Below are 21,788 nucleotides of genomic sequence, written 5' to 3' on the forward strand. Positions count from 1 at the left end.
CCTCGGTGAGACTTTGCTTTAAGTGTAAGCCAGCTGGCAGAACTCGCCTAGCAAACCCAAGTGGCGCTGTTGGGCTGGTCGAGGTAGCGCGCCAGGTAGTCGGCGAAGCGGGCGCGGCTGATGGCGCGGGCGCCAAGGCTGTGCAGGTGGTTGGTTGGCATCTGGCAGTCGATCAGCACGAAGCCGGCCTGGCGCAAATGTTCGACCAGCGTCACGAAGCCAACCTTGGAGGCATTGTCGGCGCGGCTGAACATCGATTCGCCGAAGAACAGCTGGCCGATGGCCAGGCCGTACAGGCCGCCGACCAGCTCGCCGCCCTCGCGCACTTCCACCGAGTGGGCGATGCCGCGCTGGTGCAGTTCGCAGTAGGCATTGCGCATGGTGTCGGTGATCCAGGTGCCGTCGGCGTAATCGCGTGGGGCTGCGCAGGCGGCAATCACCGCCGGGAAGTCGCTGTCGAAGCTGACCTGGTAGCGGCCCTGGCGCATCAGCTTGGCCAGCGAGCGCGAGACGTGCAGCTCTTCCGGGAACAGCACCGTGCGTGGGTCGGGCGACCACCAGAGGATCGGCTGGCCGTCCTGGTACCAGGGGAAGCAGCCATGCCGGTAGGCTTGCTCCAGGCGCTCGGGGCTCAGGTCGCCGCCAGCGGCGAGCAGGCCGTTGGGGTCGTGCAGGGCCTTTTCCAGAGGCGGGAAGGTCAGCGAGTCGCGGGTCAGCCAGGTGAGCATGGTCTATCGTGCGGTGGGGGAGGGGAGAGGGCAGCATGGCGCGCAGGGCTTGCGGGGTCAATGCTGGCAGGGTCAAGAGCTATTGGCGGGCAGCAGAATAGGCAATTTCCTACACATTCATGAAAGCATAGGCACCATCCGCTACATTTGCTGTCACACCTGTGCAAAAACACAGCATAAGCCTTTGTCACGAAAGAAAATGCATGCTCAAATTGCACCTATACGAAAGTCGCCCCCACGCGAGAGCCATACGGCGTGCCGTCATGGCGGCTGGCGGGCAGTAATGTTAAAAGTAGTGGTTCATTGGCCAGACACCGGCCGATCACTACTGGACGCGCAGCACGCGCAGGAATAGACGCGTTTTGAAGAAATCCACCGCAACTCCAGCTCCCTTGCCCGTGCCCCTGTGGCGCCAGCAGCTGCATTACCGCCTCAAGGAAGGTGCGTTGATCGCTGTCGGCGCCCTGTGCCTGTACCTGTGGATGGCACTGCTGACCTACGACACGTCGGACCCGGGCTTCAGCCACACCAGCAACATCGACCAGGTGCAGAACGCCGCCGGGCGTGCCGGTGCGTACTTCGCCGATATCCTGTTCATGGTGCTGGGCTACTTCGCCTACATCTTCCCGCTGCTGCTGGCGATCAAGACCTGGCAGATCTTCCGCGAGCGCCATCAGCCGTGGCAATGGAGCGGCTGGCTGTTCTCCTGGCGGCTGATCGGCCTGGTGTTCCTGGTGCTGTCGGGCGCGGCCCTGGCGCATATCCATTTCCACCCGCCGGCGAGTCTGCCGTTTTCCGCAGGCGGTGCACTGGGTGAAAGCCTCGGTGACCTGGCGCGCAGCCTGCTGAACGTGCAGGGCAGCACGTTGATGTTCATTGCCCTGTTCCTGTTCGGCCTGACCGTGTTCACCGACCTGTCGTGGTTCAAGGTGATGGACATGACTGGCAAGATCACCCTCGACCTGTTCGAGCTGGTGCAGGGCGCGGCCAGCCGCTGGTGGGAAGCACGCAACGAGCGCAAGCGCCTGGAAGCGCAACTGCGTGAAGTTGACGAGCCGGTGTTCGACCTGGGGCCGAAGGCCACCGACAAGCGTGAACCAGCCAAGCCGGCGCTGCGCGAGCGCATCTTCAAGCGTGAGGAAGCGCCGGCCCAGCCCGCAGAACCCCGTGAGCCGACCCTCTCCCGTGAACCTGTGGTGCGGAGCGAACCGACGCTCGCCCGCGAACCTGTCGTGCCGCGTGAACCCGTGGTCCCCCGCGAGCAGCTACCTGTAGTGGCCCCGACCATCGTGCCACCGGCCGCGGCCAGGGCGCCGGAGCCGAGCAAGCGGATAATGAAGGAAAAACAGGCGCCGCTGTTCGTCGACAGCGCCGTGGAAGGTACCTTGCCGTCGATTTCCATCCTCGACCCGGCCGAACAGAAGAAGATCGAGTACTCGCCAGAGTCCCTGGCCGGTGTCGGCCAGTTGCTGGAAATCAAACTCAAGGAATTCGGCGTGGAAGTCTCGGTGGACTCCATCCATCCGGGCCCGGTGATTACCCGTTACGAAATCCAGCCGGCTGCTGGCGTCAAGGTCAGCCGCATCGCCAACCTGGCCAAGGACCTCGCGCGGTCCCTGGCGGTGACCAGTGTGCGGGTGGTCGAAGTGATCCCCGGCAAGACCACCGTGGGTATCGAGATCCCCAACGAAAACCGGCAGATGGTGCGCTTCTCGGAAGTGCTCGCCACGCCGCAGTACGACGAGCAGAAATCGCCGGTCACCCTGGCCCTGGGCCACGACATCGGCGGCAAGCCGGTGATCACCGACCTGGCCAAGATGCCGCACCTGCTGGTAGCCGGTACCACCGGTTCCGGTAAGTCGGTGGGTGTCAACGCGATGATCCTGTCGATCCTGTTCAAGTCCAGCCCGGAAGACGCGCGGCTGATCATGATCGACCCGAAGATGCTCGAACTGTCGATCTATGAGGGCATCCCACACTTGCTGTGCCCGGTGGTCACCGACATGAAGGACGCCGCCAACGCCCTGCGCTGGAGCGTGGCCGAGATGGAGCGGCGCTACAAGCTGATGGCGGCCATGGGCGTACGTAACCTGGCTGGCTTCAACCGCAAGATCAAGGACGCCCAGGAAGCCGGCGAGATCATCCATGACCCGCTGTACCGCCGCGAGAGCATGAACGACGAGCCGCCAGCGCTGAAGACCCTGCCGACCATCGTCGTGGTGGTCGACGAATTCGCCGACATGATGATGATCGTCGGCAAGAAGGTCGAAGAGTTGATCGCCCGTATCGCCCAGAAGGCGCGGGCCGCCGGTATCCACCTGATCCTCGCCACCCAGCGCCCGTCGGTGGACGTGATCACCGGCCTGATCAAGGCCAACATCCCGACCCGCATGGCGTTCCAGGTATCGAGCAAGATCGACTCGCGGACCATCATCGACCAGGGCGGCGCCGAACAGCTGCTCGGCCACGGTGACATGCTGTACATGCCGCCGGGCACCAGCCTGCCGATCCGTGTCCACGGTGCGTTCGTTTCCGACGATGAAGTGCACCGCACGGTCGAGGCGTGGAAGCTGCGTGGCGCGCCGGACTACAACGACGACATCCTCAATGGCGTCGAAGAGGCCGGCAGCGGCTTCGACGGTGGCGGCGGCGGTGGCGACGGTGACGATGCCGAAACCGATGCCCTGTATGATGAAGCCGTGCAGTTCGTGCTGGAAAGCCGCCGCGCTTCCATCTCGGCGGTGCAGCGCAAGCTCAAGATCGGCTACAACCGCGCCGCGCGGATGATCGAATCGATGGAGATGGCCGGCGTGGTCACCCCGATGAACAGCAACGGCTCGCGGGAAGTGATTGCCCCGGGCGGCCCGCGCGACTGATGAACACCTTGCCGGGCGCCAACGGTGGCGACCGGCCTTTTCAATGCTCAATGAGGATTCCCATGCGCGCGATTCGCATGCTGTTGGTTTCTGCCCTGACCCTGGGCTCGGTTACTGCTTATGCCGGTGAGCAAGACGTACAACGCCTGACCCAGCTGTTGGAAAAATCCCAGACCATCGAGGCCAACTTCTCCCAGCTGACCCTGGACGCCGGCGGCACCAGCCTGCAGGAAACGTCCGGCAAGATGACCGTGAAGCGCCCGGGCCTGTTCTACTGGCACACCAATGCACCGCAGGAGCAGGTGGTGGTGTCTGACGGCAAGAACGTCACCCTGTGGGACCCGGACCTGGAACAGGCGACCATCAAGAAGCTCGACCAGCGCCTGAACCAGACCCCGGCACTGCTGCTGTCCGGTGACGTGTCGAAGATCAGCCAGAGCTTCGACATCACCTCCAAGCAGCAGGGCGACGTGATGGACTTCACCCTCAAGCCGAAGACCAAGGACACCTTGTTCGACTCGCTGCGCGTGTCGTTCCGCAAAGGCCTGATCAATGACATGCAGCTGATCGACAGCGTCGGCCAGCGCACCAACATCCTGTTCAATGGCGTCAAGGCCAACCAGGTGGTGCCGGACAGCCAGTTCAAGTTCGACATCCCCAAAGGCGCCGACGTCATCAAAGAGTAAGCAGAGCTCGCCATGGACCTGTTTCGAAGCGAACCCGTCGCCCAGCCTCTGGCAGCCCGCCTGCGACCGTCCAACCTGGACGAGTACGTCGGCCAGGAACACCTGCTGGCGCGCGGCAAACCGTTGCGCGAGGCGCTGGAGCAGGGTGCGCTGCACTCGATGATCTTCTGGGGCCCGCCCGGGGTGGGCAAGACCACCCTGGCGCGGTTGCTGGCGCAGTTCTGTGATGCGCATTTCGAGACGGTGTCGGCGGTACTGGCCGGGGTCAAGGAGATCCGCCAGGCCGTCGAAGTGGCCAAGCAGCAGGCCGGCCAGTACGGCCGGCGCACCATCCTGTTCGTCGACGAAGTGCACCGCTTCAACAAGTCCCAGCAGGATGCCTTCCTGCCCTATGTGGAAGACGGCACGCTGCTGTTCATCGGTGCCACCACCGAGAACCCGTCGTTCGAACTGAACAACGCCTTGCTGTCGCGGGCGCGGGTGTATGTGCTCAAGAGCCTGGACGAAGCGGCGCTGCGCAAGCTGGTCAACCGTGCGCTGACCGAGGAGCGGGGCTTGGGCAAGCGCAACCTGCGTGTGGGTGACGACGCCTTCAAGATGCTCATGGCCGCCGCCGATGGCGATGGCCGGCGCATGCTCAACTTCCTCGAGAATGCCTCGGACCTTGCCGAAGATGGCAGCGAGATCGACGTCGAGATGCTGCAAAGCCTGCTCGGCGACAGCCGTCGGCGCTTCGACAAGGGCGGTGAGGCGTTCTACGACCAGATCTCCGCGCTGCACAAGTCGGTGCGCGGCTCCAACCCCGATGGCGCCTTGTACTGGTTCGCACGCATGCTCGACGGCGGCTGCGATCCGTTGTACATCGCCCGCCGCGTGGTACGCATGGCAAGCGAAGACATCGGCAACGCCGACCCGCGCGCCTTGAGCCTGTGCCTGGCCGCCTGGGACGTGCAGGAGCGCCTGGGCAGCCCGGAAGGCGAGCTGGCGGTGGCCCAGGCCATCACCTACATCGCCTGCGCGCCGAAAAGCAATGCGGTGTACGTGGGCTTCAAGACCGCGTTGCGCGAGGCTGCCGAGCATGGCTCGCTGGAAGTGCCGCTGCACCTGCGCAATGCCCCGACCAAGCTGATGAAGCAACTCGGCTACGGCGAAGAATACCGCTACGCCCACGACGAGCCCGACGCCTATGCCGCCGGCGAAGACTACTTCCCCGAAGAGCTCGAGCCGCGCCAGTACTACCAGCCCGTGCCGCGAGGCCTGGAGCTGAAGATCGGCGAGAAGCTGCGCCACCTGGCCGACCTCGACCGCAATAGCCCCCGTCAACGGAGAAAACCGTGATTGCACTGATTGCCGCCGTCAGCGCGGGTGGTATTGCCGGTACCTTGTTGCGCTTCGCCACCGCCAACTGGGTCTCCGCCCACTGGCCACGGCACTTCTATCTCGGTACGCTGGCGGTCAACCTGGTTGGCTGCCTGCTGATCGGCCTGCTCTATGGCCTGTTCCTGCACAAGCCGCTGGCGCCGGTCGAACTGCGCGCCGGCCTGATCGTCGGCTTCCTAGGCGGCCTGACGACCTTTTCCTCCTTCTCGCTCGATACCGTGCGCCTGATCGAAAGTGGGCAAGTGCCCCTCGCCTTGGGCTATACCAGTATCAGCGTGGTGGGCGGGCTCCTGGCCACCTGGGCCGGCCTGTCCCTGACCCGATTCTGAACCAACACTTACCTATAACGAGAGAACGATATGCTCGATTCCAAACTGTTACGCGGCCAACTTCAGGAAGTGGCGGATCGCCTGGCCTCCCGTGGCTTCAGCCTGGATGTCGCGCGCATCGAATCACTGGAAGAGCGCCGCAAGGCGGTGCAGACCCGTACCGAGCAGCTGCAGGCCGAGCGTAACGCCCGTTCCAAGTCGATCGGCCAGGCCAAGGCCAAGGGCGAGGACATCGCCCCGCTGATGGCTGACGTCGAGCGCATGGCCAATGAACTGGCTGCCGGCAAGGTCGAGCTGGACGGTATTCAGGCCGAGCTGGATGGCATCCTGCTGACCATCCCCAACCTGCCGGACGCCAGCGTGCCGGTCGGTGCCAGCGAAGACGACAACGTCGAAGTGCGCCGCTGGGGCACCCCGGCCGCCTTCGATTTCGAGATCAAGGACCATGTCGCCCTGGGCGAAGTGAGCGGTGGCTTGGACTTCGAAGCCGCAGCCAAGCTGTCCGGCGCGCGCTTTGCCGTGCTGCGAGGCCCGATTGCCCGCCTGCACCGCGCCCTGGCGCAGTTCATGATCAACCTGCACACCGGCGAGCACGGCTACGAGGAGCACTACACCCCGTACCTGGTCCAGGCCCCGGCCCTGCAGGGCACCGGCCAGCTGCCGAAATTCGAGGAAGACCTGTTCAAGATCACCCGCGAAGGCGAAGCCGACTTCTACCTGATCCCGACGGCCGAAGTGTCGCTGACCAATCTGGTCGCCGACCAGATCCTCGACGCCAAGCAGCTGCCGTTGAAACTGGTTGCCCACACCCCTTGCTTCCGCAGCGAAGCCGGTGCGTCCGGCCGTGACACCCGTGGCATGATCCGCCAGCATCAGTTCGACAAGGTCGAGATGGTCCAGGTGGTCGAGCCGTCCAAGTCGATGGAAGCCCTGGAAGGCCTGACTGCCAACGCCGAGCGCGTACTGCAGCTGCTGGAGCTGCCATACCGCGTGCTGGCCCTGTGCACCGGCGACATGGGCTTTGGCGCCGTGAAGACCTACGACCTGGAAGTGTGGGTGCCGAGCCAGGACAAGTACCGCGAAATCAGCTCCTGCTCCAACTGTGGTGACTTCCAGGCGCGCCGCATGCAGGCCCGCTGGCGCAACCCGGAAACCGGCAAGCCTGAGCTGGTGCACACCCTCAACGGTTCCGGCCTGGCCGTAGGCCGTACCCTGGTGGCCGTGCTGGAAAACTACCAGCAGGCCGACGGTTCGATCCGCGTACCGGACGTGCTGAAGCCGTACATGGGCGGCGTCGAGGTCATCCGCTAAATGGATTACCTGCCGCTGTTCCACAAGCTGCAGGGCGGCCGGGTGCTGGTCGTCGGCGGCGGTGAGATCGCCCTGCGCAAGGCGCGCCTGCTGGCTGATGCCGGCGCCGCGCTGCGCGTGGTGGCGCCGGATGTCGACGGCCAGCTGGCTGCGTTGGCCCGGGAAGGTGGCGGTGAGGTGCTGGTGCGTGGCTATCAGGCGGCCGACCTGGTCGGCTGCCGGTTGGTGATCGCGGCCACCGACGACCCTGGGCTCAACGCCCAGGTGTCAGCCGATGCGCAGGCGCTGAGCCTGCCGGTCAACGTGGTGGATGCGCCGGCCCTGTGCACGGTGATCTTCCCGGCCATCGTCGACCGTTCGCCGTTGGTGATCGCGGTGTCCAGTGGCGGTGACGCCCCGGTGCTGGCGCGGCTGATCCGCGCCAAGCTGGAGGCCTGGATTCCGTCGGCCTATGGTGAACTGGCCGGGCTGGCTGCGCGGTTCCGGCACAAGGTCAAATCCTTGTACCCGGACGTCAATCAGCGCCGTGGCTTCTGGGAAACCGTGTTCCAGGGCCCGATTGCCGAGCGTCAGTTGGCCGGGCAGGGCGCCGAGGCCGAGCGCCTGTTGCAGGCGATGGTCGAGGGGGCGCCGGTGCAGCAGGGCGGTGAGGTGTATCTGGTGGGGGCGGGGCCGGGCGATCCGGACTTGCTGACCTTCCGTGCCTTGCGCCTGATGCAGCAGGCCGACGTGGTGCTGTATGACCGCCTGGTGGCACCCGCCATCATCGAGATGTGCCGGCGTGATGCCGAGCGTATCTACGTTGGCAAGCGCCGCGCCGACCATGCCGTGCCGCAAGACCAGATCAACCGTCTGCTGGTCGACCTCGCCCAGCAAGGCAAGCGCGTATTGCGCCTCAAGGGCGGCGACCCGTTCATCTTCGGCCGGGGTGGCGAAGAGATCGAGGAGCTGGCCGAGCACGGCATTCCGTTCCAGGTGGTACCGGGGATTACTGCGGCCAGTGGTTGTTCCGCCTATGGCGGCATTCCGCTGACTCACCGTGACTATGCCCAGTCGGTGCGTTTCGTCACCGGCCATCTCAAGGATGGCACCAGCAACCTGCCGTGGGATGACCTGGTGGCGCCGGCCCAGACCCTGGTGTTCTACATGGGGTTGGTGGGGTTGCCGACCATCTGTGCCGAACTGATTCGCCATGGGCGCGCGGCCAGTACGCCTGCGGCTTTGGTGCAGCAGGGCACTACGCGCAATCAGCGGGTGTTCACCGGCACCCTGGCAGACTTGCCGGAGCTGGTCGCCCGGCATGAAGTGCATGCGCCGACCCTGGTGATTGTCGGGGAAGTGGTGCAGTTGCGCGACAAGCTGGCCTGGTTCGAAGGTTCGCAGAACAGCTGAAGCCGTTGGGGCCGCCTTGCGGCCCATTCGCGGGACAAGCCCGCTCCTACAGGAAACGCGTATCCCCTGTAGGAGCGGGCTTGTCCCGCGAATGGGCTGCAAAGCAGCCCCGGCTATCTCAACCCTGCCAGATCCCGTTGCCCACCAATCGCTCCCGATCGTGCGGCACAGTGAAGTCCTGCAACGGCCCCTTGGGCACGATCCCGTTCGGGTTGATGGTCTTGTGGCTCATGTAATAGTGTTTCTGGATATGCTCCATATCCACCGTCCCGGCCACCCCCGGCCACTGGTACAGCTCGCGCAGCCAGTTGGACAGGTTGTGGTAGTCGCTCAACCGCCGCAGGTTGCACTTGAAGTGCCCGTGGTAGACCGCGTCGAAACGCACTAGGGTAGTGAACAGGCGCACATCGGCCTCGGTCAGGTATTCGCCAGCGAGGTAGCGGTTGCGACCCAGTAGCGCCTCCAGATGATCCAGCTCGTTGAATACCTCGTCGAAAGCCGCCTCGTAGGCATCCTGCGTGGTGGCGAAGCCTGCGCGGTACACGCCGTTGTTCACCGCCGGGTAGATACGCTCGTTCAGCGCCTCGATGGTCGGGCGCAGCGGCTCGGGGTACAGGTCCAGGGTATTGCCGGTCAGCTCGTTGAACGCGCTGTTGAAGATGCGGATGATCTCCGACGACTCGTTGTTGACGATGCGCTTCTCTTGCTTGTCCCACAGCACGGGCACGGTCACGCGGCCAGTGTAGTGCGGGTCATCCTGGGTGTAGCGCTGGTGCAGATACTGCAGGGCATCGAGGTGATCGCCGCTGGAGCCTTGCTGCTGGTCGAAGGTCCAGCCATGGTCTTGCATCAGCCAGCTGACCACAGATACGTCGATCAGCGGCTCCAGGCCTTTGAGGGCGCGCAAGATCAAGGTGCGGTGGGCCCACGGGCAGGCCAGCGAAACGTACAGATGATAACGGCCGGCTTCCGGTGCGGGCAGCTGATTGCGGCGCTGGGCGTTTTCGCGCTTGAAGGTGCCGTCCTTGCCGTTTTCATACCACTGGTCATGCCAGCGGCCGTCGATCAAAAGGCCCATGGTGAGCTCCTCGGAAACAAAGTTGTTTGTCGTTGGAGCCCAGTCTAGGGCAAATCGTTCGAATAACTAGCGCAAAGACCGCACCCTTATCATCTAGTTATTCGATTGGTTGCGTGCGGCCCAATAACTGCGGGCGGTGGTGAAAGCCTGTTCGCGATCCTGGCCGAGGCCGCGCAGCGCCAGGGCCATGGTCGCCACCACGGCCATTTCGCCGTAGCTGTTCTCGGCTTCGCCACGCCAGACTGCCACTAGCTGCTCGGGCTGCAGGCTCGGTGGTTTTACATGGCGGCGTTCGCTCAGCGCTGGCCATTCTTCGTCCCAGGCTTCGCCTGCGCTGGTGCCGTACAGGTGGCTGATAACATCGGGGTTGACCTCGATCTCGCCGCCATCACCCTTGATCACCACGGCATGGTCGCCGAGCAGGCGGCTGGCTTCGCGGTGCACCGCCTGGTAGCCGGGGTGGAAGATGCTTTGCAGGCCGCAGCGCGCACCCAGCGGATTCAGCACCCGCGCCAGGGAATGGATGGGCGAGCGCAGGCCAAGGGTATTGCGCAGGTCGATCATTCGCTGCAGCTGCGGCGCCCAGTCCTGCAGCGGGGCAAAGGCCGGGCGCTGCTGGTCGAGCGCCTGGCTGACCGCGGCCCAGTCACGGCACAGCGGGATCTCCAGCAGTGCCAGCAGCTGTTCGGTATACATCCGCCCGGCGGTGTGCGCGCCGCCGCCGTGCATGAGGATGCGCACGCCATTGGCGGCCAGGCATTTGGCGCTCAGCAGGTACCAGGGCAGGTGACGCTTCTTGCCCGCGTAGGTCGGCCAGTCGATGTCCACGGCGATGGGCGGTGCCAGCAGGTGCGCACGCAGGGCTTCGGTGAAGCCGGCAAGCTCTTCGGCGCTTTCTTCCTTGTGCCGCAGCAGCATCAGGAAGGCACCCAGCTGGGTGTCCTCGACCTTGCCTTCGAGCAGCAAGGTCATGGCGGCGCAGGCTTCCTCGCGGGTCAGGCCGCGCGCGCCGCGCTTGCCTTTGCCTAGGATGCGCACGAATTCGGCGAACGGGTGTTCGGCCGGGGTTTCCAGGGTCAGCGGGCGGACGTCGGTCATATGCAATTGGTCGGCTTGGGCAGGCCCGCCAGCTTGGCGGCGAGTTTGGCGGGGGTGCCATTGAACAGGCGGTTGAGGTGCGGGCTGTTGCCCTTTTCCGTGCCCAGCTTGAGCGCGGTGTACTTGATCAGCGGGCGGGTGGCTGGCGACAGCTGGTATTCATCGTAGAACTGGCGCAGCAGCTCGAGGATCTCCCAGTGATCGGCGGTCAGGGCAATGCTTTCGCGCTCGGCCAGCGCCTCGGCGACAGGGTGCGACCAGTCTTGCAGGTGGACCAGAAAGCCGTCCTTGTCCAGGGCGATGGCGCGATCGCCAACGTTCAGCGTACTCATAGCCAGCTGTTGACCTTGTCGTAGTGCAGCGACAACTCGACGAAGGCCTGGTAGTCCACGGCCTTGGCCAGCGTGCTACTGATGGCGCGGGCCTGCAGGTCTTCGTCGAGGGCGAACAGGCGTTGTGCCAGGTTGGCAGCCTGCAGTTGGCATTGAGTGTCACTGCCGTCGCGCAGGGCATAGACCGCATCGCCGCACAGCAGCACGCCATCGTCGGCGCCCAACAGGCGCAGGCAACTGTCCAGGCGCTCGTCGCCGAACGGGGAGTGGGATAACACGTGCAAGGTTGGCATCAGAGCGTCACCACTTGGTCGAAACGGGCAATCAGGGCTTGCATGGCTTTGTCGCCCAGCACTTCTACCGGCAGCTCCAGAGCATCGGCGGCCAGGCCGCGGCGCGCAAGGCTGTGCTGGCAGGCAAACAGCTCCTCGACGCCGAACATCGGCAGCGCCTGCAGGTTGGCGGCGAGGTTCTTCTGCTCCACGGCGGTGGGTTGCTGGCCGGGCGCCAACTGGAACACGCCGTCATCGAGGAACAGCATGGCCAGTGGCAGGTCGAAGGCGCCGCCGGCCAGGGCGATATCCAGCGCCTCACGGGCGGACGGGCCGTTCCACGGTGCCTGGCGGCTGATGATCAACATGGATTTGGCCATTTCAGTCGCCTCCGAAACAGACCAGGCGGTCGGCAGTTTGTGCAGCTTCATGCAGCTGGCCGAGGCCAGACAGCTCCCACGGCTTGGGCAGGTTCACTGCCGGGCGCTGGTAGCGGCTGGCTTCGGCTTCATCGAGTACGCCACGGCGCAGGGCGGCGGCGATGCACACCACCGCGTCGAGCCGGTTTATTTCGATGAAGGCCCGCCACTGGGCGGCGATGTCCTGTTCATCCTGGGGCGTTACCACGTTGGCCGAGGCGCTGTGCACCCCGTCCTGGTAGAAGAACAGCCGGGCAATCTCATGCCCGCCAGCCAGCACCGCCTCGGCGAAGCGCAAGGCGCGGCGCGAGGAGGGCGCATGGGCCGGGGAAAAAACCGCGATAGCGAATTTCATGGACAACTCGTGCAAAGGAATGCCGCCATGATAAAGCAAAAAGCCCGCGCAAGTGGGCGCGGGCTTTGTCGGCAGGGCAGGCGCGGATCAGGCGTTTTCCTTGCTCTCCGGCAGGAACCAGTTCAGCACCAGGGCGCAAATGCCACCGGTAGCCACGCCCGATTCCAGCACATGGCGGATCGCTGCGGGCATGTGCGCCAGGAACTCCGGCACCTGTGCCACGCCCAGGCCCAGCGCCAGCGACACGGCGATGATCAGCAGGGCGCGACGGTCCAGGCGGGTACTGGCCAGAATGTTGATGCCCGACGCGGCAACCGCCCCGAACATCACCATGGCCGCGCCACCCAGCACCGGCTCAGGCACCGCCTGAATCACACCGGCCACGCTCGGGAACAGGCCCAGCAGCACCAGCATTACGGCAATCCAGATACCGATATGGCGGCTGGCAATGCCGGTCAGCTGAATTACGCCGTTGTTCTGGGCGAAGATCGAACTCGGGAAGGTGTTGAACAGGCCGGCGAGCAGCGAGTTGGCACCGTTGACCAGCACACCGCCCTTGATGCGCGACATCCACAGTGGACCCTCTACTGGCTGGCGGGAAACCTTGCTGGTGGCGGTAACGTCACCGATGGCTTCCAGCGAAGTCACCAGGTAGATCACCAGCATCGGAATGAACAGCGCCCAGGAGAAGCCCAGGCCGAAATGCAGCGGCGTCGGCACCTGGAACAGCGCGGCTTCGTGCATGCCGGTGAAGTCCAGGCGGCCGAGGTAACCGGCCAGGGCATAGCCGACTGCCAGGGCAATGACGATGGCGCAGCTGCGCATCCACACCACCGGGATGCGGTTGAGGATCACGATCACCGCCAGCACGGCGCCCGAGAGCAGCAGGTTTTCGCCGTTGGCAAAGGTGCCATTGGCCATGGCGCCGAAGCCGCCACCCATGCTGATCAGGCCGACCTTGATCAATGTCAGGCCGATCATCAGTACGACGATACCGGTCACCAGCGGCGTGATCAGGCGTTTGACGAACGGCAGGATGCGCGACACGCCCATCTCGACGAACGAACCCGCAATCACCACACCGAAGATCGCGGCCATCACGCTTTCGACCGGCGTGCCCTGCTTGACCATCAGCGCGCCACCGGCGATCAGCGGCCCGACGAAGTTGAAGCTGGTGCCCTGCACGATCAGCAAGCCGGCACCGAACGGGCCGAAGCGCTTGCATTGGACGAAGGTGGCGATACCGGAGATCACCAGCGACATGGAGACGATGAGGTTGGTATCGCGAGCCGAAACGCCCAGCGCCTGACAGATCAGCAGGCCAGGGGTGACGATCGGCACGATGATCGCCAGCAGATGCTGCAACGCTGCCAGCAGGCCGATCAACAGCCGTGGCTTGTCCTCAAGGCCAAGTACCAGTTCGTTGGCAGGCGCAGTGGCGCCCGGGCTGTGTTCGTGTGAGCTCATCGGTGAAGCTGCCCCGGAAGAAAAAAGGAGCGCATTCTACGGGCAGAAGTGCGATTGCGGTAGGGGAATGCACGATACCGGCAAGATCGACGAGCATTTGCATGATTTTCTGACTTTTAAGTCAGTGCTTGGAGGTGGGTTGCCGGGGATTGGGGGAGGCTGACAGGTGCTTGGCCTGGGTTTTGAGGTGGGGCAGAAATCGAGCGCCGCCCGCGCGGCGCATCGCGAGCTGCGCTCGCTCCTACGTTTGTTTTTGGCCAGTAACGCCTGTGACAGACGCGCGCGACCGCCTTGTGGGTACGATGCAATATCGAGACATGCGCCAACGCGTTCGCGCGCAAATCCCACAGGAATCATTGGCCCGAAACAAACGTAGGAGCGAGCGCAGCTCGCGATGTGCCGCGCGGGCGGCGCTCGATCTTCCAGGCGCTGCCCTCCTCAAGGCGAACATCCCTACAACATTTCCAACACACAAAGAAAAGCCCGCCGAAGCGGGCTTTCTTAATAAGCATCAATCAGTCGTCGCGGCCCATGATGCCGAACAGCTGCAGCAGGCTGATGAACAGGTTGTAGATCGATACATACAGGCTGATGGTCGCCATGATGTAGTTGCGCTCACCGCCATGAATGATCGCGCTGGTCTGGAACAGGATGCAGACCGACGAGAACAGCACGAAGCCAGCGCTGATCGCCAGTTGCAGGCCGCTGATCTGGAAGAAGAAGCTCGCAACCACTGCACCCAGCAGCACAAAGAAGCCAGCAGTGATGAAGCCGCTGAGGAAGCTCATGTCCTTGCGGGTGATCAGCACATAGGCCGACAGACCACCGAACACCAGCGCGGTCATGGCGAAGGCCGAGCTGACCACTTCGGCGCCACCGGCCATGCCCAGGTAACGGTTGAGGATCGGGCCGAGGATAAAGCCCATGAAACCGGTGAGGGCGAAGGTGGACACCAGGCCCCAGACCGAATCACGCAGTTTGTTGGTCAGGAAGAACAGACCGTAGAAGCCGATCAGCACGACGAACACGTTCGGGTAACCGACACGCATCTGCTGGGCAACGAAGGCCATGACACCGCTGAAGGCGAGGGTGAGTGCCAGTAGGCTGTACGTGTTGCGCAGGACTTTGCTGACCTCCTGCTGCTCGGCTTGCTGGCCGTGGTGTACGGCGTAATCCTGTTCGCGCATGGCGACACTCCTTATGGATCCATGGTTTTGGACGTTCAGATGCAAGCAGTCTAACAGAGGCTCCGCAACCCGCGACACAGAGAGTTTGACAGCGTGTTTCATTACGGTATTATGGCGGCCGCAAAACGAGCTGGAAGCGTGGCCGAGTGGTTTAAGGCAACGGTCTTGAAAACCGTCGATGGGCAACTATCCTAGAGTTCGAATCTCTACGCTTCCGCCACATTCAAAGCCCTGATTATTCAGGGCTTTTTGCGTTTCTGGGGCATAGAAAAACGACTCGTGGGAACACCCTTGGGAATGGTTTATTTCGGAAGCGCTTCCGATACTTTCCTACTTGGTGGGTTTTGCCAAGGCTCCAACTCGGCGATAAACACGCTCGGTAATGTCGCCCTTGGTGTGGCCCAGCAGCAGGCTGGCGTGGTCGACATCGACGATTTCGGACGCTGCTTTCGGGCGGATGTCGCGGAACTGGAATTGGCTAATACGGCTGGCTAGAACCTGGTCACCTGCGGCTACTGCTTCTTTCACTGCGTCCTCTCGGGCGTCGTCCCAGCGATGGCGAAGCATGGCGGCTGTGACGCGTTTTCCCGACTCGGTCAGCAGGAGATACGGCGAGCCGTGCGACGCGTTCCGCTCCAGCATCTTCCGGATCAAGGCGCCCAGGCCGCTTTCGGCTCCATCCACCTCAAGCATGATCCTCAGCTTTTTGTGTGTTTTCTTCTGCTTCACGCAGAGTGCTTTGTCCTCGATGTCATCCTTTCTCATCACCAGCACGTCCGCCGGACGCTGGCCCGTCAAATATGCCAAGTCCATGGCGTCCTTCAACTCACCGACCGCTTTCGCGTAAACCGCGCTCCAGATCGCATCATTCGCATAGAAGTCCCGCGGCACCTCTTTGTTCTTGCGAACGCCCTGGCAGGGGTTCTCTTTGGCGGTGAGCCCCCATTCCCGCGCCATGTTGTAAACGTGGGAGAGCAGGGCGATTTCCCTGTTTGCGCGTACCGGGGCCGACCGCGCGTCTCGATACTGAGCCACAAGCGCTGGCGAAATGGCTTCAATCGGAGCCTTCTCGAAGAACGGCCGCAACTGGCGCAGCTCTGCCAGGTTGTCTTTCTGCGTGCGCTCGCCCTTCTTAGGGATGATGTCTCGCTCATAGCGATCAAAGATCGCCCCCATCAGAAGCAAGTCACGCGGTTTTTCACGGGCTTCCAACTCGGCCCATTTCATCCTGGCCAGGCTCAGGTCTGTGCCTAGGGGTATTTCCTTCCCGTCCTTGTCGCGGTAGTAGTAGCTGACCCACGCCTTGTTCGGATTCTTCTTGCTCTTGCTGGTGCGCTTGCGCCGGTACACGCCCGGCGGCAAATTCCTGTTTTCTGTGCTCCGGGGGCGCATATCACCTCACCTTCGAAAAGTCTGGCGTCCACGCCTGTACGGGTGGCGGGGGTGGCGGTGCCAATGGCACCACCTCAAGGGTCACGCCCAGCTTCATGCGGGCATATTGGCGGCCCACCAGTGGCCGGCCGCCTCGGCTCTCGACGAAGTGCCAGCCGCGTTCGTTGAGCCAGCGGCGCTGCCAGCCCCTGGCTTTGTAGCCGGTCAGGTCGGCCAGCTCTTCGTCCGAAAGGATCTCGGTTTCCATGGGATGGTCTCCACGCCGCCGGTGGCGGCAGGTTGGTGGTCAGGCCAGTAGCACGTCGCGCACGACTTCCCAGAGTCGGGCGGCGGGCCATTGGTAACGGTCGAAGTCGGTGTCCGGTCGCACGCCGTAGCGGCAGGTGGAGTGGGCGCCACGCGGGTATTCGTCACGCTTCTGCATGATGGTGGCGACACGGCCATCTCCGCCTGGCTCGGTGCGGTGGTAGTCATACGCGCTTGTCCGGTACTCGCTGCCCGCGTAGATCAGGTCAGTTCCTTGGTGAACCATGTCGGCCCGGCCATCTGGCGTCCAAGGCCGACCGCCGCCCTGCTGGCGCTTGCCCTCATGCAGGTACATCACAAACTCGCCTTCGGCATGACGCAGAGGCTCATAGCGGTGGTTGATCTGTTCGCCAGTAAGTACCCGCGAGACGAAACTGAAGCGATGATCGTGGATTGCCGAGTGCTCGAAGCAGCTGCGGCGGGGTAGCTCTGGGTGCCACACGTGCAGGCGCTGCTCGCCCTGCAGCTGCACCTGGACGAAGCCCAAGCCGTGGAGCGTGATTTTGTCCGTCATCACATCGTCGATGATCATGGCAATAGCTCTCCATGCCCGCGCATGTCGGCGGGCTTGAGTTGTAGGGGGAGGGGTTAGCAGTTGAAGGCGAACTGAAAGTAGCGGCCGTCAGGCAGGGGAAGGGCTACGGTGCCGGAGAAGTCATCGCCGGACATGCCGCACTCCTGATCTACGTACACGTCGCCGAGGGCAAAGCCGTTGTCCTGAGGTGCGCCGGCCGGTTCGTCGACGATCTCGTAGCCGTAGGTGTTTTCGGCCGCCTCAATCTCTTCCTCGACCTGGGCGAACACCTCATCACCAACAAGCGCCTTTACCATTTCCAGCACAGGGGCGTTGCGCGCCTGCTGATCCAGAAGGTACTGGGTTTGCGCTTCGTCGGCCGCCCGCATGATTTCGAAGCACTCCTCATCGGTTATTCCGAAGATGTTGCTCATCGCGGTGCCTTCCATACCAGGTAGGCCATGAGCAGTGGTGCTGCGAGTGGGATCAAGAACATGGCATCAGCTCCTTCGGCACCTGGACGGTATCGCCGAGCTTGGCGGCGACGATGGCACGGCAGGCTGAGATCGGGGCGCTGTCACCGGCTTGGCAATATTCGCCGTTGTCCGTGATTACCCAGCCAGCCCAAACGTCGTCAGTGCTCTGCGGGCAATGCAGGCTGACCATGTGCTTCTCGATCAGTGGCCCTGCCAAAGCCCAGTCCTCGTGAGGGTTGTAGAGCACATCCCACTCCAGCGCCTGGCCACGCTTCTTCCAGAACACGCGCCATGGCACGTTGTATTGAGGGCCTACCAGGAAGACCTCAAGCCCTTCAGCCTGGGCGACGGCCCAGTCGAGCGCGTGGCCGGCCAGGTCTGCCGCCTTCACTTCGATCGGGTCGGTCATGCCAGCACCTCGCTGGGCACATCAAAGAATCCTAGGCGCCCCTTCATCGGGACAAATGGGAGCGGTTTTGGATCGCGCAGCACGAACCCTTTCTCGCCCATGTACCAGGGCGACTCGCTGTGATCGACGCTATCGATAAGCTCGACTGAGCCAATTATTCCGCCTCGCAACAGGTTGTCAGGCGGCACCGGGAAGGGCGGCTTGATCCCCCTGCTGGCCATGAAATCAAACGCCGAAAGAAACTCTCGACGGGTCATGCCGTTGGCGGCGTGTACCAAGAATCGACCTCGGAACTTCGTGTGCCAGGTTCGATTCTCGATGTCCTTGCCACCGCTGATGATCAGCCAGGCCCAAGGCTGGCGAATTGAAAGTGCTTTCACAGCTGATACCTCTCATCAATCCAGCGCCCAGGCGCCAGTGCGGGTGTAGGTTCGGGTTGTGTTTCGTGCGGGGAGAGCTGGCGCTGGTTGCCGGCCTGCAGCTGGCTGTCGGGGATGCAGCTGATGCCGCCGCGCCAATCGAAACCGTAGGTCCAGCAGGTCGCGCCGCGCTCATCGTCATGGAAAACGCTGACGCCTTTGGGCAATGGGTCTGCGCTGGCGCCGGTGGCCAGCAGCAGGAGGCAGAGGGCGAGGCGGGTCATGGCGTCACCACTCGGCGACCCCACCAGCACGACGGGCCATCATCGGTGTCGTAGATGGCCAGGCAGAACCAGCCATCACCATCTGGCTTGCTGGGCTCCCAGTAGCTGCAATCAGGATCGCCAGACTCGAAGTAGCGTTCTGCGATCTCCTCCGGCGCATCGGTTTCTAACTCGACTCGGACCACCTCAAGGCCCTGCTGGGCGACCCAATTCTTGCTTTTCTCGACGTCGCCCTCGTCGAAGTCGGGTAGGTCGGGGTGCTGGAACATGCCGTATTCGTCACGGCGAACCAGTGCCGACCTGATCAGGCCCTGGCGATCGAGGCGTTCGATCTCCGCAAGGATCAGCGCACCAGCTTTCACCAGGTCGCGCCGACGATCTGCGCTTGGTTTGAACGTGTCCGGCGCCCATGGCCAATCGGTACTCATGGTTCTAGGCTGACCGGCGAGACGAGCGTAGACGCTTGCTGCCCTGGCCAGTTCGCCGCTGGCGTAACCGTCATCGCGATTCAGCGAGTAGCCTTCGTCGCTGACCTGCCGCTGGCGCTCGACCACGACGGCCAGCGCCGCGCGGTTGAGGGTGATTCCATTTTTCTCGGGCACGGGGATTCCTTGGCCGCCATATCGCGGCAGTGAATAGAGGGGAGATAAAAGGGGTATTGCCGATTGTCCGATTCAGCTCACAGACGCGGTCGGCGGATTTGCGTAAAACTGGGTGTTCGCTATGGTGGCAATACAACACCTAACTACAACTAAAGTCGTAGGAGAACGGCATGAGAATTCGCGGTGATGTGTTCTGGGATTGGGCTGACCCCACGTTGCACCATCGCACTCATGACGAGACTCTAAGCGACGGCACCTCCATCGATGTGCAGGTGAGACTGGCGCGGACAGGAAATACGCAGATGTTCATCGGCGTGTACGCTCCCAGCGGTATGACCATCCATGAAGAGGCATTCGACTCCAGGCCTGGTGAGTCAATGACAAGGGCGCTGGCATGGGGCGTAGGGCTCGCTCGCCGCGTGGCGGCTGAAGGGGCCGCTACTGTTCCGAAAACGGCTGCCAAATGACCAGCAGTTGTAAAAAATCGTAACGCTCACCTTCGGCAGTGGATTCGCTGGAGTAGCTCTGTATGCTGTCTCACCAGTCAAGAATCCAAGTTGAAGGTCCGTTGAATGCGCAACCGAGGTAAAATTTATTGGGAGTGGGCCAATCCAGAGTTGCACTTTCGGAATTACGATGAGCGCCTAACCTGTGGCACTTTAATCAACATTCAAGCACGGCTCTCGCTTGAGAACGCTACTCAACTTTTCCTGGGTATCTACGGGGAAAAAGGCTTGCTCCTGCTTGAGGAGCTACACCCAGACTGCCGTGGGCAGAAACTGTCTGCAGCAATGGCTTGGGCGCTCGAGCGTGCTCACGAGTGGGTCTCAAAAACGTTTCCTGCGCCAAAAGCACCAGGGCCGGAGCCTCTCCCGCGCAGAGGCTCGCGACTTCACAGATAACGATGATGGGAAAACGGAACGCTAGTTAGAGCGCATCAGTCGTATCTCCATCAGAGGCGCAATTGAGGCGCCCAGTTGGAGAGAATGATGAGCCTTCAGTCCACCAGTCATGACCTTTACGTCCATTCCTACCTTGGTTACCAGGCATCGATTTACGTGCTGTGGGAGTCGAGCGTTGAATCTCCCACTGGGATGTTGGTTGAGGTAGGGAAACCAGGCGCAACGGCCAGAACCCTGCGGGTGAGTCGCCCATTCTCTTCGTCGACTGAAGCCATTCTCGAAGGGAAGGTCATGGCTGAACAGTACGTTCAGAGCCAAAACAGTTGAGCTTGTCCAGCGCGGCCGACTAACAGAACTCAGCGATCGGCCCTATCGGGACGATGGGCAGGCCAACTGCTGCCGCGTCCCGCTCCGCCTCTCCTTTGGTCCACCAGAAGGCAGTACCAACCATCCACGCTATAGGCTCGGCGTGGGGCTGGTCTGTGTGCGATGGCAGTCGCTCGCGGCAATCGTTGCACGCATGGATGTGCCGCCTCTCGATGCCATTGATCACTCCGCTGCCGTGCCACGGGTGGTAGTCAGGGGTGATCCCGCAGTAGTCGCACGGCGGATAGTCGCTGGGCTCGTCGTGGGGCTGCGGCGCATTCTTCAGCAGTGCACTCCAGAGCGACCTCGCAAGGTCAGGGTGCATGCAAACGCCATTGAGCATTTCACGTGTCAACACTCGCGGCACGCTGACCATCTCTGTGTTGCTGGATCGGTTTTCTGTGGGCATGGGGATACCTTGTGAGTGTAGAATCCGTGCACTTATGGATAACTTGGAGTTGAGTGAATGGTATTTAATCTTGCGCCTGGACAACATGAGAACTCGGTAAGATATTCTTTGCTAGAGGCCATTAAATTTATGGCTGCGTTCATTGATCAGCAAAATGAGCAGGCTCGATTATTTTGTGAGAACTTTGATCAGGAATCGCTTCGCGGTCACGGTTTTACGTACGACGATGACCGAGATGAACTTTTGGTGTCTGGTATCTCTGGCTTTGAGTACGATTTGGATGGTGTATTTAAAGAGGAATTTCCAAGTTATGTAGTTGAATCTCAAGTAATTATGCTTTGGGCCATGCTTGAAAGGAATTTAGATGCAGTAGCCAGGGAGCTTTATGTAATTAAAGGGCTTGAATGGCCTGAATTGAAAAGAGGGAAGTCGATATTCCCTCAGTATGTGGAAAGGATTGAGAAGGTAGATGGCCAACCTTTTTCAAAATCTACAATTGAATTTCTTAATGCCAATGTCCGGGAAGTGCGGAATGCATTGGTTCACGGCGGGCTCAGAGAAGTAAGTATCCAGCACGAGGATCTCGATATCAAAAATGGGATTTTACGCGGTGTGTCTCCAGCGTATGTTTCTGAGGTGATTGGAGCAATGCGATATCTAGCGATGGAACTTGTGGCGGAGCATCGTTAGATGGCTAGCGGCTAGCAAGATTTATCTCTGCCTCGGCCAGCTCGCAGAAGAATGAGCACGCCGGCAGTTTCTCGTTGCGCCGCACTGGGCCGTCACTGAGATCACGAAGGGAGAAGCGGACGTTGGTAGCGCGGTTGCGGAAGAGGTAGGAACCTTCGCCCAGTTCATC

26 protein-coding genes and 1 tRNA gene are annotated in these 21,788 nt (G+C 62.2%); 10 read left to right on the forward strand and 17 right to left on the reverse strand.

The window, feature by feature from the left end:
- Nucleotides 1-47: 47 nt before the first annotated feature.
- Nucleotides 48-728 carry a leucyl/phenylalanyl-tRNA--protein transferase gene (aat, locus tag C2H86_RS21280; RefSeq protein ID WP_159409686.1) on the reverse strand — a complete coding sequence of 227 codons (681 nt, stop codon included), beginning with the start codon at nt 726-728 and terminating at the stop codon, nt 48-50.
- 302 nt (nt 729-1,030) lie between these two features.
- On the opposite strand from aat, the gene C2H86_RS21285 reads away from it, so the two are divergent.
- The 6 genes from C2H86_RS21285 (at nt 1,031) to cysG (ending at nt 8,702) form a co-directional block, all read left to right on the forward strand.
- On the forward strand, nt 1,031-3,604 hold the full coding sequence (locus tag C2H86_RS21285; protein WP_430738599.1) for a DNA translocase FtsK: 2,574 nt from the start codon (nt 1,031-1,033) through the stop codon (nt 3,602-3,604).
- A gap of 62 nt (nt 3,605-3,666) precedes the next feature.
- Complete coding sequence (gene lolA / locus C2H86_RS21290; RefSeq protein ID WP_159409687.1) at nt 3,667-4,290, forward strand: outer membrane lipoprotein chaperone LolA; 624 nt, start codon at nt 3,667-3,669, stop codon at nt 4,288-4,290.
- Nucleotides 4,291-4,302: 12 nt separating this feature from the next.
- The gene (locus C2H86_RS21295) at nt 4,303-5,628 is read left to right on the forward strand and encodes a replication-associated recombination protein A (RefSeq protein WP_110631922.1); all 1,326 of its coding nucleotides are present in this window, start codon (nt 4,303-4,305) and stop codon (nt 5,626-5,628) included.
- Nucleotides 5,625-5,999, forward strand: a complete 375-nt coding sequence (gene crcB / locus C2H86_RS21300) for a fluoride efflux transporter CrcB (protein ID WP_159409688.1) — start codon at nt 5,625-5,627, stop codon at nt 5,997-5,999. The genes C2H86_RS21295 and crcB overlap by 4 nt, the downstream gene beginning before the upstream one ends.
- A 30-nt stretch (nt 6,000-6,029) precedes the next feature.
- Nucleotides 6,030-7,310, forward strand: coding sequence for a serine--tRNA ligase (gene serS, locus C2H86_RS21305; RefSeq protein ID WP_110631929.1), 1,281 nt, complete (start codon nt 6,030-6,032; stop codon nt 7,308-7,310).
- A complete protein-coding gene (cysG, locus tag C2H86_RS21310; RefSeq protein ID WP_103448057.1) occupies nt 7,311-8,702 on the forward strand; it encodes a siroheme synthase CysG in 1,392 nt (463 codons plus the stop codon).
- A gap of 118 nt (nt 8,703-8,820) precedes the next feature.
- Here the strand turns inward: cysG and C2H86_RS21315 are convergent, their stop codons facing one another.
- From C2H86_RS21315 to C2H86_RS21350, 8 genes are all read right to left on the reverse strand, one after another.
- Nucleotides 8,821-9,780 (reverse strand): glutathione S-transferase family protein, encoded by a 960-nt coding sequence (locus C2H86_RS21315; RefSeq protein ID WP_159409689.1) that lies wholly within the window; start codon nt 9,778-9,780, stop codon nt 8,821-8,823.
- Between the two features lie 93 nt (nt 9,781-9,873).
- Nucleotides 9,874-10,878 carry a glycosyl transferase family protein gene (locus C2H86_RS21320; RefSeq protein ID WP_159409690.1) on the reverse strand — a complete coding sequence of 335 codons (1,005 nt, stop codon included), beginning with the start codon at nt 10,876-10,878 and terminating at the stop codon, nt 9,874-9,876.
- Nucleotides 10,875-11,210 carry a TusE/DsrC/DsvC family sulfur relay protein gene (locus C2H86_RS21325; RefSeq protein ID WP_159409691.1) on the reverse strand — a complete coding sequence of 112 codons (336 nt, stop codon included), beginning with the start codon at nt 11,208-11,210 and terminating at the stop codon, nt 10,875-10,877. The genes C2H86_RS21320 and C2H86_RS21325 overlap by 4 nt, the downstream gene beginning before the upstream one ends.
- Complete coding sequence (gene tusB / locus C2H86_RS21330) at nt 11,207-11,503, reverse strand: sulfurtransferase complex subunit TusB (protein WP_159409692.1); 297 nt, start codon at nt 11,501-11,503, stop codon at nt 11,207-11,209. The genes C2H86_RS21325 and tusB overlap by 4 nt, the downstream gene beginning before the upstream one ends.
- Nucleotides 11,503-11,862 (reverse strand): sulfurtransferase complex subunit TusC, encoded by a 360-nt coding sequence (tusC, locus tag C2H86_RS21335; protein ID WP_159409693.1) that lies wholly within the window; start codon nt 11,860-11,862, stop codon nt 11,503-11,505. Before tusC ends, tusB begins: the two co-directional genes overlap by 1 nt.
- A 1-nt stretch (nt 11,863) precedes the next feature.
- On the reverse strand, nt 11,864-12,256 hold the full coding sequence (gene tusD, locus C2H86_RS21340) for a sulfurtransferase complex subunit TusD (RefSeq protein WP_159409694.1): 393 nt from the start codon (nt 12,254-12,256) through the stop codon (nt 11,864-11,866).
- Nucleotides 12,257-12,343: 87 nt separating this feature from the next.
- On the reverse strand, nt 12,344-13,723 hold the full coding sequence (locus tag C2H86_RS21345) for a nucleobase:cation symporter-2 family protein (RefSeq protein ID WP_159409695.1): 1,380 nt from the start codon (nt 13,721-13,723) through the stop codon (nt 12,344-12,346).
- A gap of 515 nt (nt 13,724-14,238) precedes the next feature.
- Nucleotides 14,239-14,910 carry a Bax inhibitor-1/YccA family protein gene (locus tag C2H86_RS21350; protein ID WP_060511118.1) on the reverse strand — a complete coding sequence of 224 codons (672 nt, stop codon included), beginning with the start codon at nt 14,908-14,910 and terminating at the stop codon, nt 14,239-14,241.
- Between the two features lie 132 nt (nt 14,911-15,042).
- Here C2H86_RS21350 and C2H86_RS21355 point away from each other — a divergent pair.
- Nucleotides 15,043-15,130: transfer RNA gene (locus C2H86_RS21355), tRNA-Ser, on the forward strand.
- A 110-nt stretch (nt 15,131-15,240) separates the two neighbouring features.
- Here the strand turns inward: C2H86_RS21355 and C2H86_RS21360 are convergent.
- From C2H86_RS21360 to C2H86_RS28230, 8 genes are read right to left on the reverse strand one after another with little or no spacing between them, the layout of a single operon-like run.
- On the reverse strand, nt 15,241-16,302 hold the full coding sequence (locus tag C2H86_RS21360; RefSeq protein WP_159409696.1) for a tyrosine-type recombinase/integrase: 1,062 nt from the start codon (nt 16,300-16,302) through the stop codon (nt 15,241-15,243).
- 1 nt (nt 16,303) lies between these two features.
- Entirely contained in the window at nt 16,304-16,549 is a 246-nt protein-coding gene (locus tag C2H86_RS21365) for a DUF4224 domain-containing protein (protein WP_159409697.1), read from the reverse strand.
- Nucleotides 16,550-16,588: 39 nt separating this feature from the next.
- Nucleotides 16,589-17,140 carry a hypothetical protein gene (locus C2H86_RS21370; protein ID WP_159409698.1) on the reverse strand — a complete coding sequence of 184 codons (552 nt, stop codon included), beginning with the start codon at nt 17,138-17,140 and terminating at the stop codon, nt 16,589-16,591.
- 56 nt (nt 17,141-17,196) lie between these two features.
- Nucleotides 17,197-17,556, reverse strand: coding sequence for a hypothetical protein (locus C2H86_RS21375; protein WP_159409699.1), 360 nt, complete (start codon nt 17,554-17,556; stop codon nt 17,197-17,199).
- A gap of 52 nt (nt 17,557-17,608) precedes the next feature.
- Nucleotides 17,609-18,007 (reverse strand): phage protein NinX family protein, encoded by a 399-nt coding sequence (locus C2H86_RS21380; RefSeq protein ID WP_159409700.1) that lies wholly within the window; start codon nt 18,005-18,007, stop codon nt 17,609-17,611.
- Nucleotides 18,004-18,387 (reverse strand): ASCH domain-containing protein, encoded by a 384-nt coding sequence (locus tag C2H86_RS21385; protein WP_159409701.1) that lies wholly within the window; start codon nt 18,385-18,387, stop codon nt 18,004-18,006. Before C2H86_RS21385 ends, C2H86_RS21380 begins: the two co-directional genes overlap by 4 nt.
- Nucleotides 18,384-18,650 (reverse strand): hypothetical protein, encoded by a 267-nt coding sequence (locus C2H86_RS21390; RefSeq protein WP_159409702.1) that lies wholly within the window; start codon nt 18,648-18,650, stop codon nt 18,384-18,386. The genes C2H86_RS21385 and C2H86_RS21390 overlap by 4 nt, the downstream gene beginning before the upstream one ends.
- On the reverse strand, nt 18,647-18,919 hold the full coding sequence (locus C2H86_RS28230) for a hypothetical protein (RefSeq protein ID WP_205524632.1): 273 nt from the start codon (nt 18,917-18,919) through the stop codon (nt 18,647-18,649). Before C2H86_RS28230 ends, C2H86_RS21390 begins: the two co-directional genes overlap by 4 nt.
- Nucleotides 18,920-19,422: 503 nt before the next feature.
- On the opposite strand from C2H86_RS28230, the gene C2H86_RS21400 reads away from it, so the two are divergent.
- The 3 genes from C2H86_RS21400 to C2H86_RS21405 all read left to right on the forward strand — a co-directional run bounded on the left by C2H86_RS21400 (nt 19,423) and on the right by C2H86_RS21405 (nt 21,619).
- Complete coding sequence (locus tag C2H86_RS21400) at nt 19,423-19,719, forward strand: hypothetical protein (RefSeq protein ID WP_159409704.1); 297 nt, start codon at nt 19,423-19,425, stop codon at nt 19,717-19,719.
- A 522-nt stretch (nt 19,720-20,241) separates the two neighbouring features.
- Entirely contained in the window at nt 20,242-20,481 is a 240-nt protein-coding gene (locus C2H86_RS28600) for a hypothetical protein (RefSeq protein ID WP_346266724.1), read from the forward strand.
- A 505-nt stretch (nt 20,482-20,986) separates the two neighbouring features.
- Nucleotides 20,987-21,619: a hypothetical protein gene (locus C2H86_RS21405; protein ID WP_159409705.1), complete on the forward strand. Its 633-nt coding sequence runs from the start codon at nt 20,987-20,989 to the stop codon at nt 21,617-21,619.
- Nucleotides 21,620-21,788: the final 169 nt, after the last annotated feature.

The sequence above is a fragment of the Pseudomonas putida genome, from assembly GCF_009883635.2.
In the GTDB taxonomy this organism is placed as follows: domain Bacteria; phylum Pseudomonadota; class Gammaproteobacteria; order Pseudomonadales; family Pseudomonadaceae; genus Aquipseudomonas; species Aquipseudomonas putida_W.

Bases quoted from the DNA above. Each gene is read 5' to 3' on its own strand.
- C2H86_RS21380 (WP_159409700.1), bottom strand. From the start codon at position 18,007: ATGACCGACCCGATCGAAGTGAAGGCGGCAGACCTGGCCGGCCACGCG.
- C2H86_RS21375 (WP_159409699.1), bottom strand. From the start codon at position 17,556: ATGAGCAACATCTTCGGAATAACCGATGAGGAGTGCTTCGAAATCATG.
- C2H86_RS21390 (WP_159409702.1), bottom strand. From the start codon at position 18,650: ATGACCCGCCTCGCCCTCTGCCTCCTGCTGCTGGCCACCGGCGCCAGC.
- C2H86_RS21370 (WP_159409698.1), bottom strand. From the start codon at position 17,140: ATGATCATCGACGATGTGATGACGGACAAAATCACGCTCCACGGCTTG.
- lolA (WP_159409687.1), top strand. From the start codon at position 3,667: ATGCGCGCGATTCGCATGCTGTTGGTTTCTGCCCTGACCCTGGGCTCG.
- C2H86_RS21325 (WP_159409691.1), bottom strand. From the start codon at position 11,210: ATGAGTACGCTGAACGTTGGCGATCGCGCCATCGCCCTGGACAAGGAC.
- C2H86_RS21350 (WP_060511118.1), bottom strand. From the start codon at position 14,910: ATGCGCGAACAGGATTACGCCGTACACCACGGCCAGCAAGCCGAGCAG.
- C2H86_RS28600 (WP_346266724.1), top strand. From the start codon at position 20,242: ATGAGCCTTCAGTCCACCAGTCATGACCTTTACGTCCATTCCTACCTT.
- C2H86_RS21315 (WP_159409689.1), bottom strand. From the start codon at position 9,780: ATGGGCCTTTTGATCGACGGCCGCTGGCATGACCAGTGGTATGAAAAC.
- C2H86_RS21365 (WP_159409697.1), bottom strand. From the start codon at position 16,549: ATGGAAACCGAGATCCTTTCGGACGAAGAGCTGGCCGACCTGACCGGC.
- C2H86_RS21320 (WP_159409690.1), bottom strand. From the start codon at position 10,878: ATGACCGACGTCCGCCCGCTGACCCTGGAAACCCCGGCCGAACACCCG.
- C2H86_RS28230 (WP_205524632.1), bottom strand. From the start codon at position 18,919: ATGTTCCAGCACCCCGACCTACCCGACTTCGACGAGGGCGACGTCGAG.
- serS (WP_110631929.1), top strand. From the start codon at position 6,030: ATGCTCGATTCCAAACTGTTACGCGGCCAACTTCAGGAAGTGGCGGAT.
- tusB (WP_159409692.1), bottom strand. From the start codon at position 11,503: ATGCCAACCTTGCACGTGTTATCCCACTCCCCGTTCGGCGACGAGCGC.
- C2H86_RS21295 (WP_110631922.1), top strand. From the start codon at position 4,303: ATGGACCTGTTTCGAAGCGAACCCGTCGCCCAGCCTCTGGCAGCCCGC.
- C2H86_RS21400 (WP_159409704.1), top strand. From the start codon at position 19,423: ATGAGAATTCGCGGTGATGTGTTCTGGGATTGGGCTGACCCCACGTTG.
- cysG (WP_103448057.1), top strand. From the start codon at position 7,311: ATGGATTACCTGCCGCTGTTCCACAAGCTGCAGGGCGGCCGGGTGCTG.
- aat (WP_159409686.1), bottom strand. From the start codon at position 728: ATGCTCACCTGGCTGACCCGCGACTCGCTGACCTTCCCGCCTCTGGAA.
- C2H86_RS21360 (WP_159409696.1), bottom strand. From the start codon at position 16,302: ATGCGCCCCCGGAGCACAGAAAACAGGAATTTGCCGCCGGGCGTGTAC.
- C2H86_RS21405 (WP_159409705.1), top strand. From the start codon at position 20,987: ATGGTATTTAATCTTGCGCCTGGACAACATGAGAACTCGGTAAGATAT.
- tusD (WP_159409694.1), bottom strand. From the start codon at position 12,256: ATGAAATTCGCTATCGCGGTTTTTTCCCCGGCCCATGCGCCCTCCTCG.
- tusC (WP_159409693.1), bottom strand. From the start codon at position 11,862: ATGGCCAAATCCATGTTGATCATCAGCCGCCAGGCACCGTGGAACGGC.
- C2H86_RS21345 (WP_159409695.1), bottom strand. From the start codon at position 13,723: ATGAGCTCACACGAACACAGCCCGGGCGCCACTGCGCCTGCCAACGAA.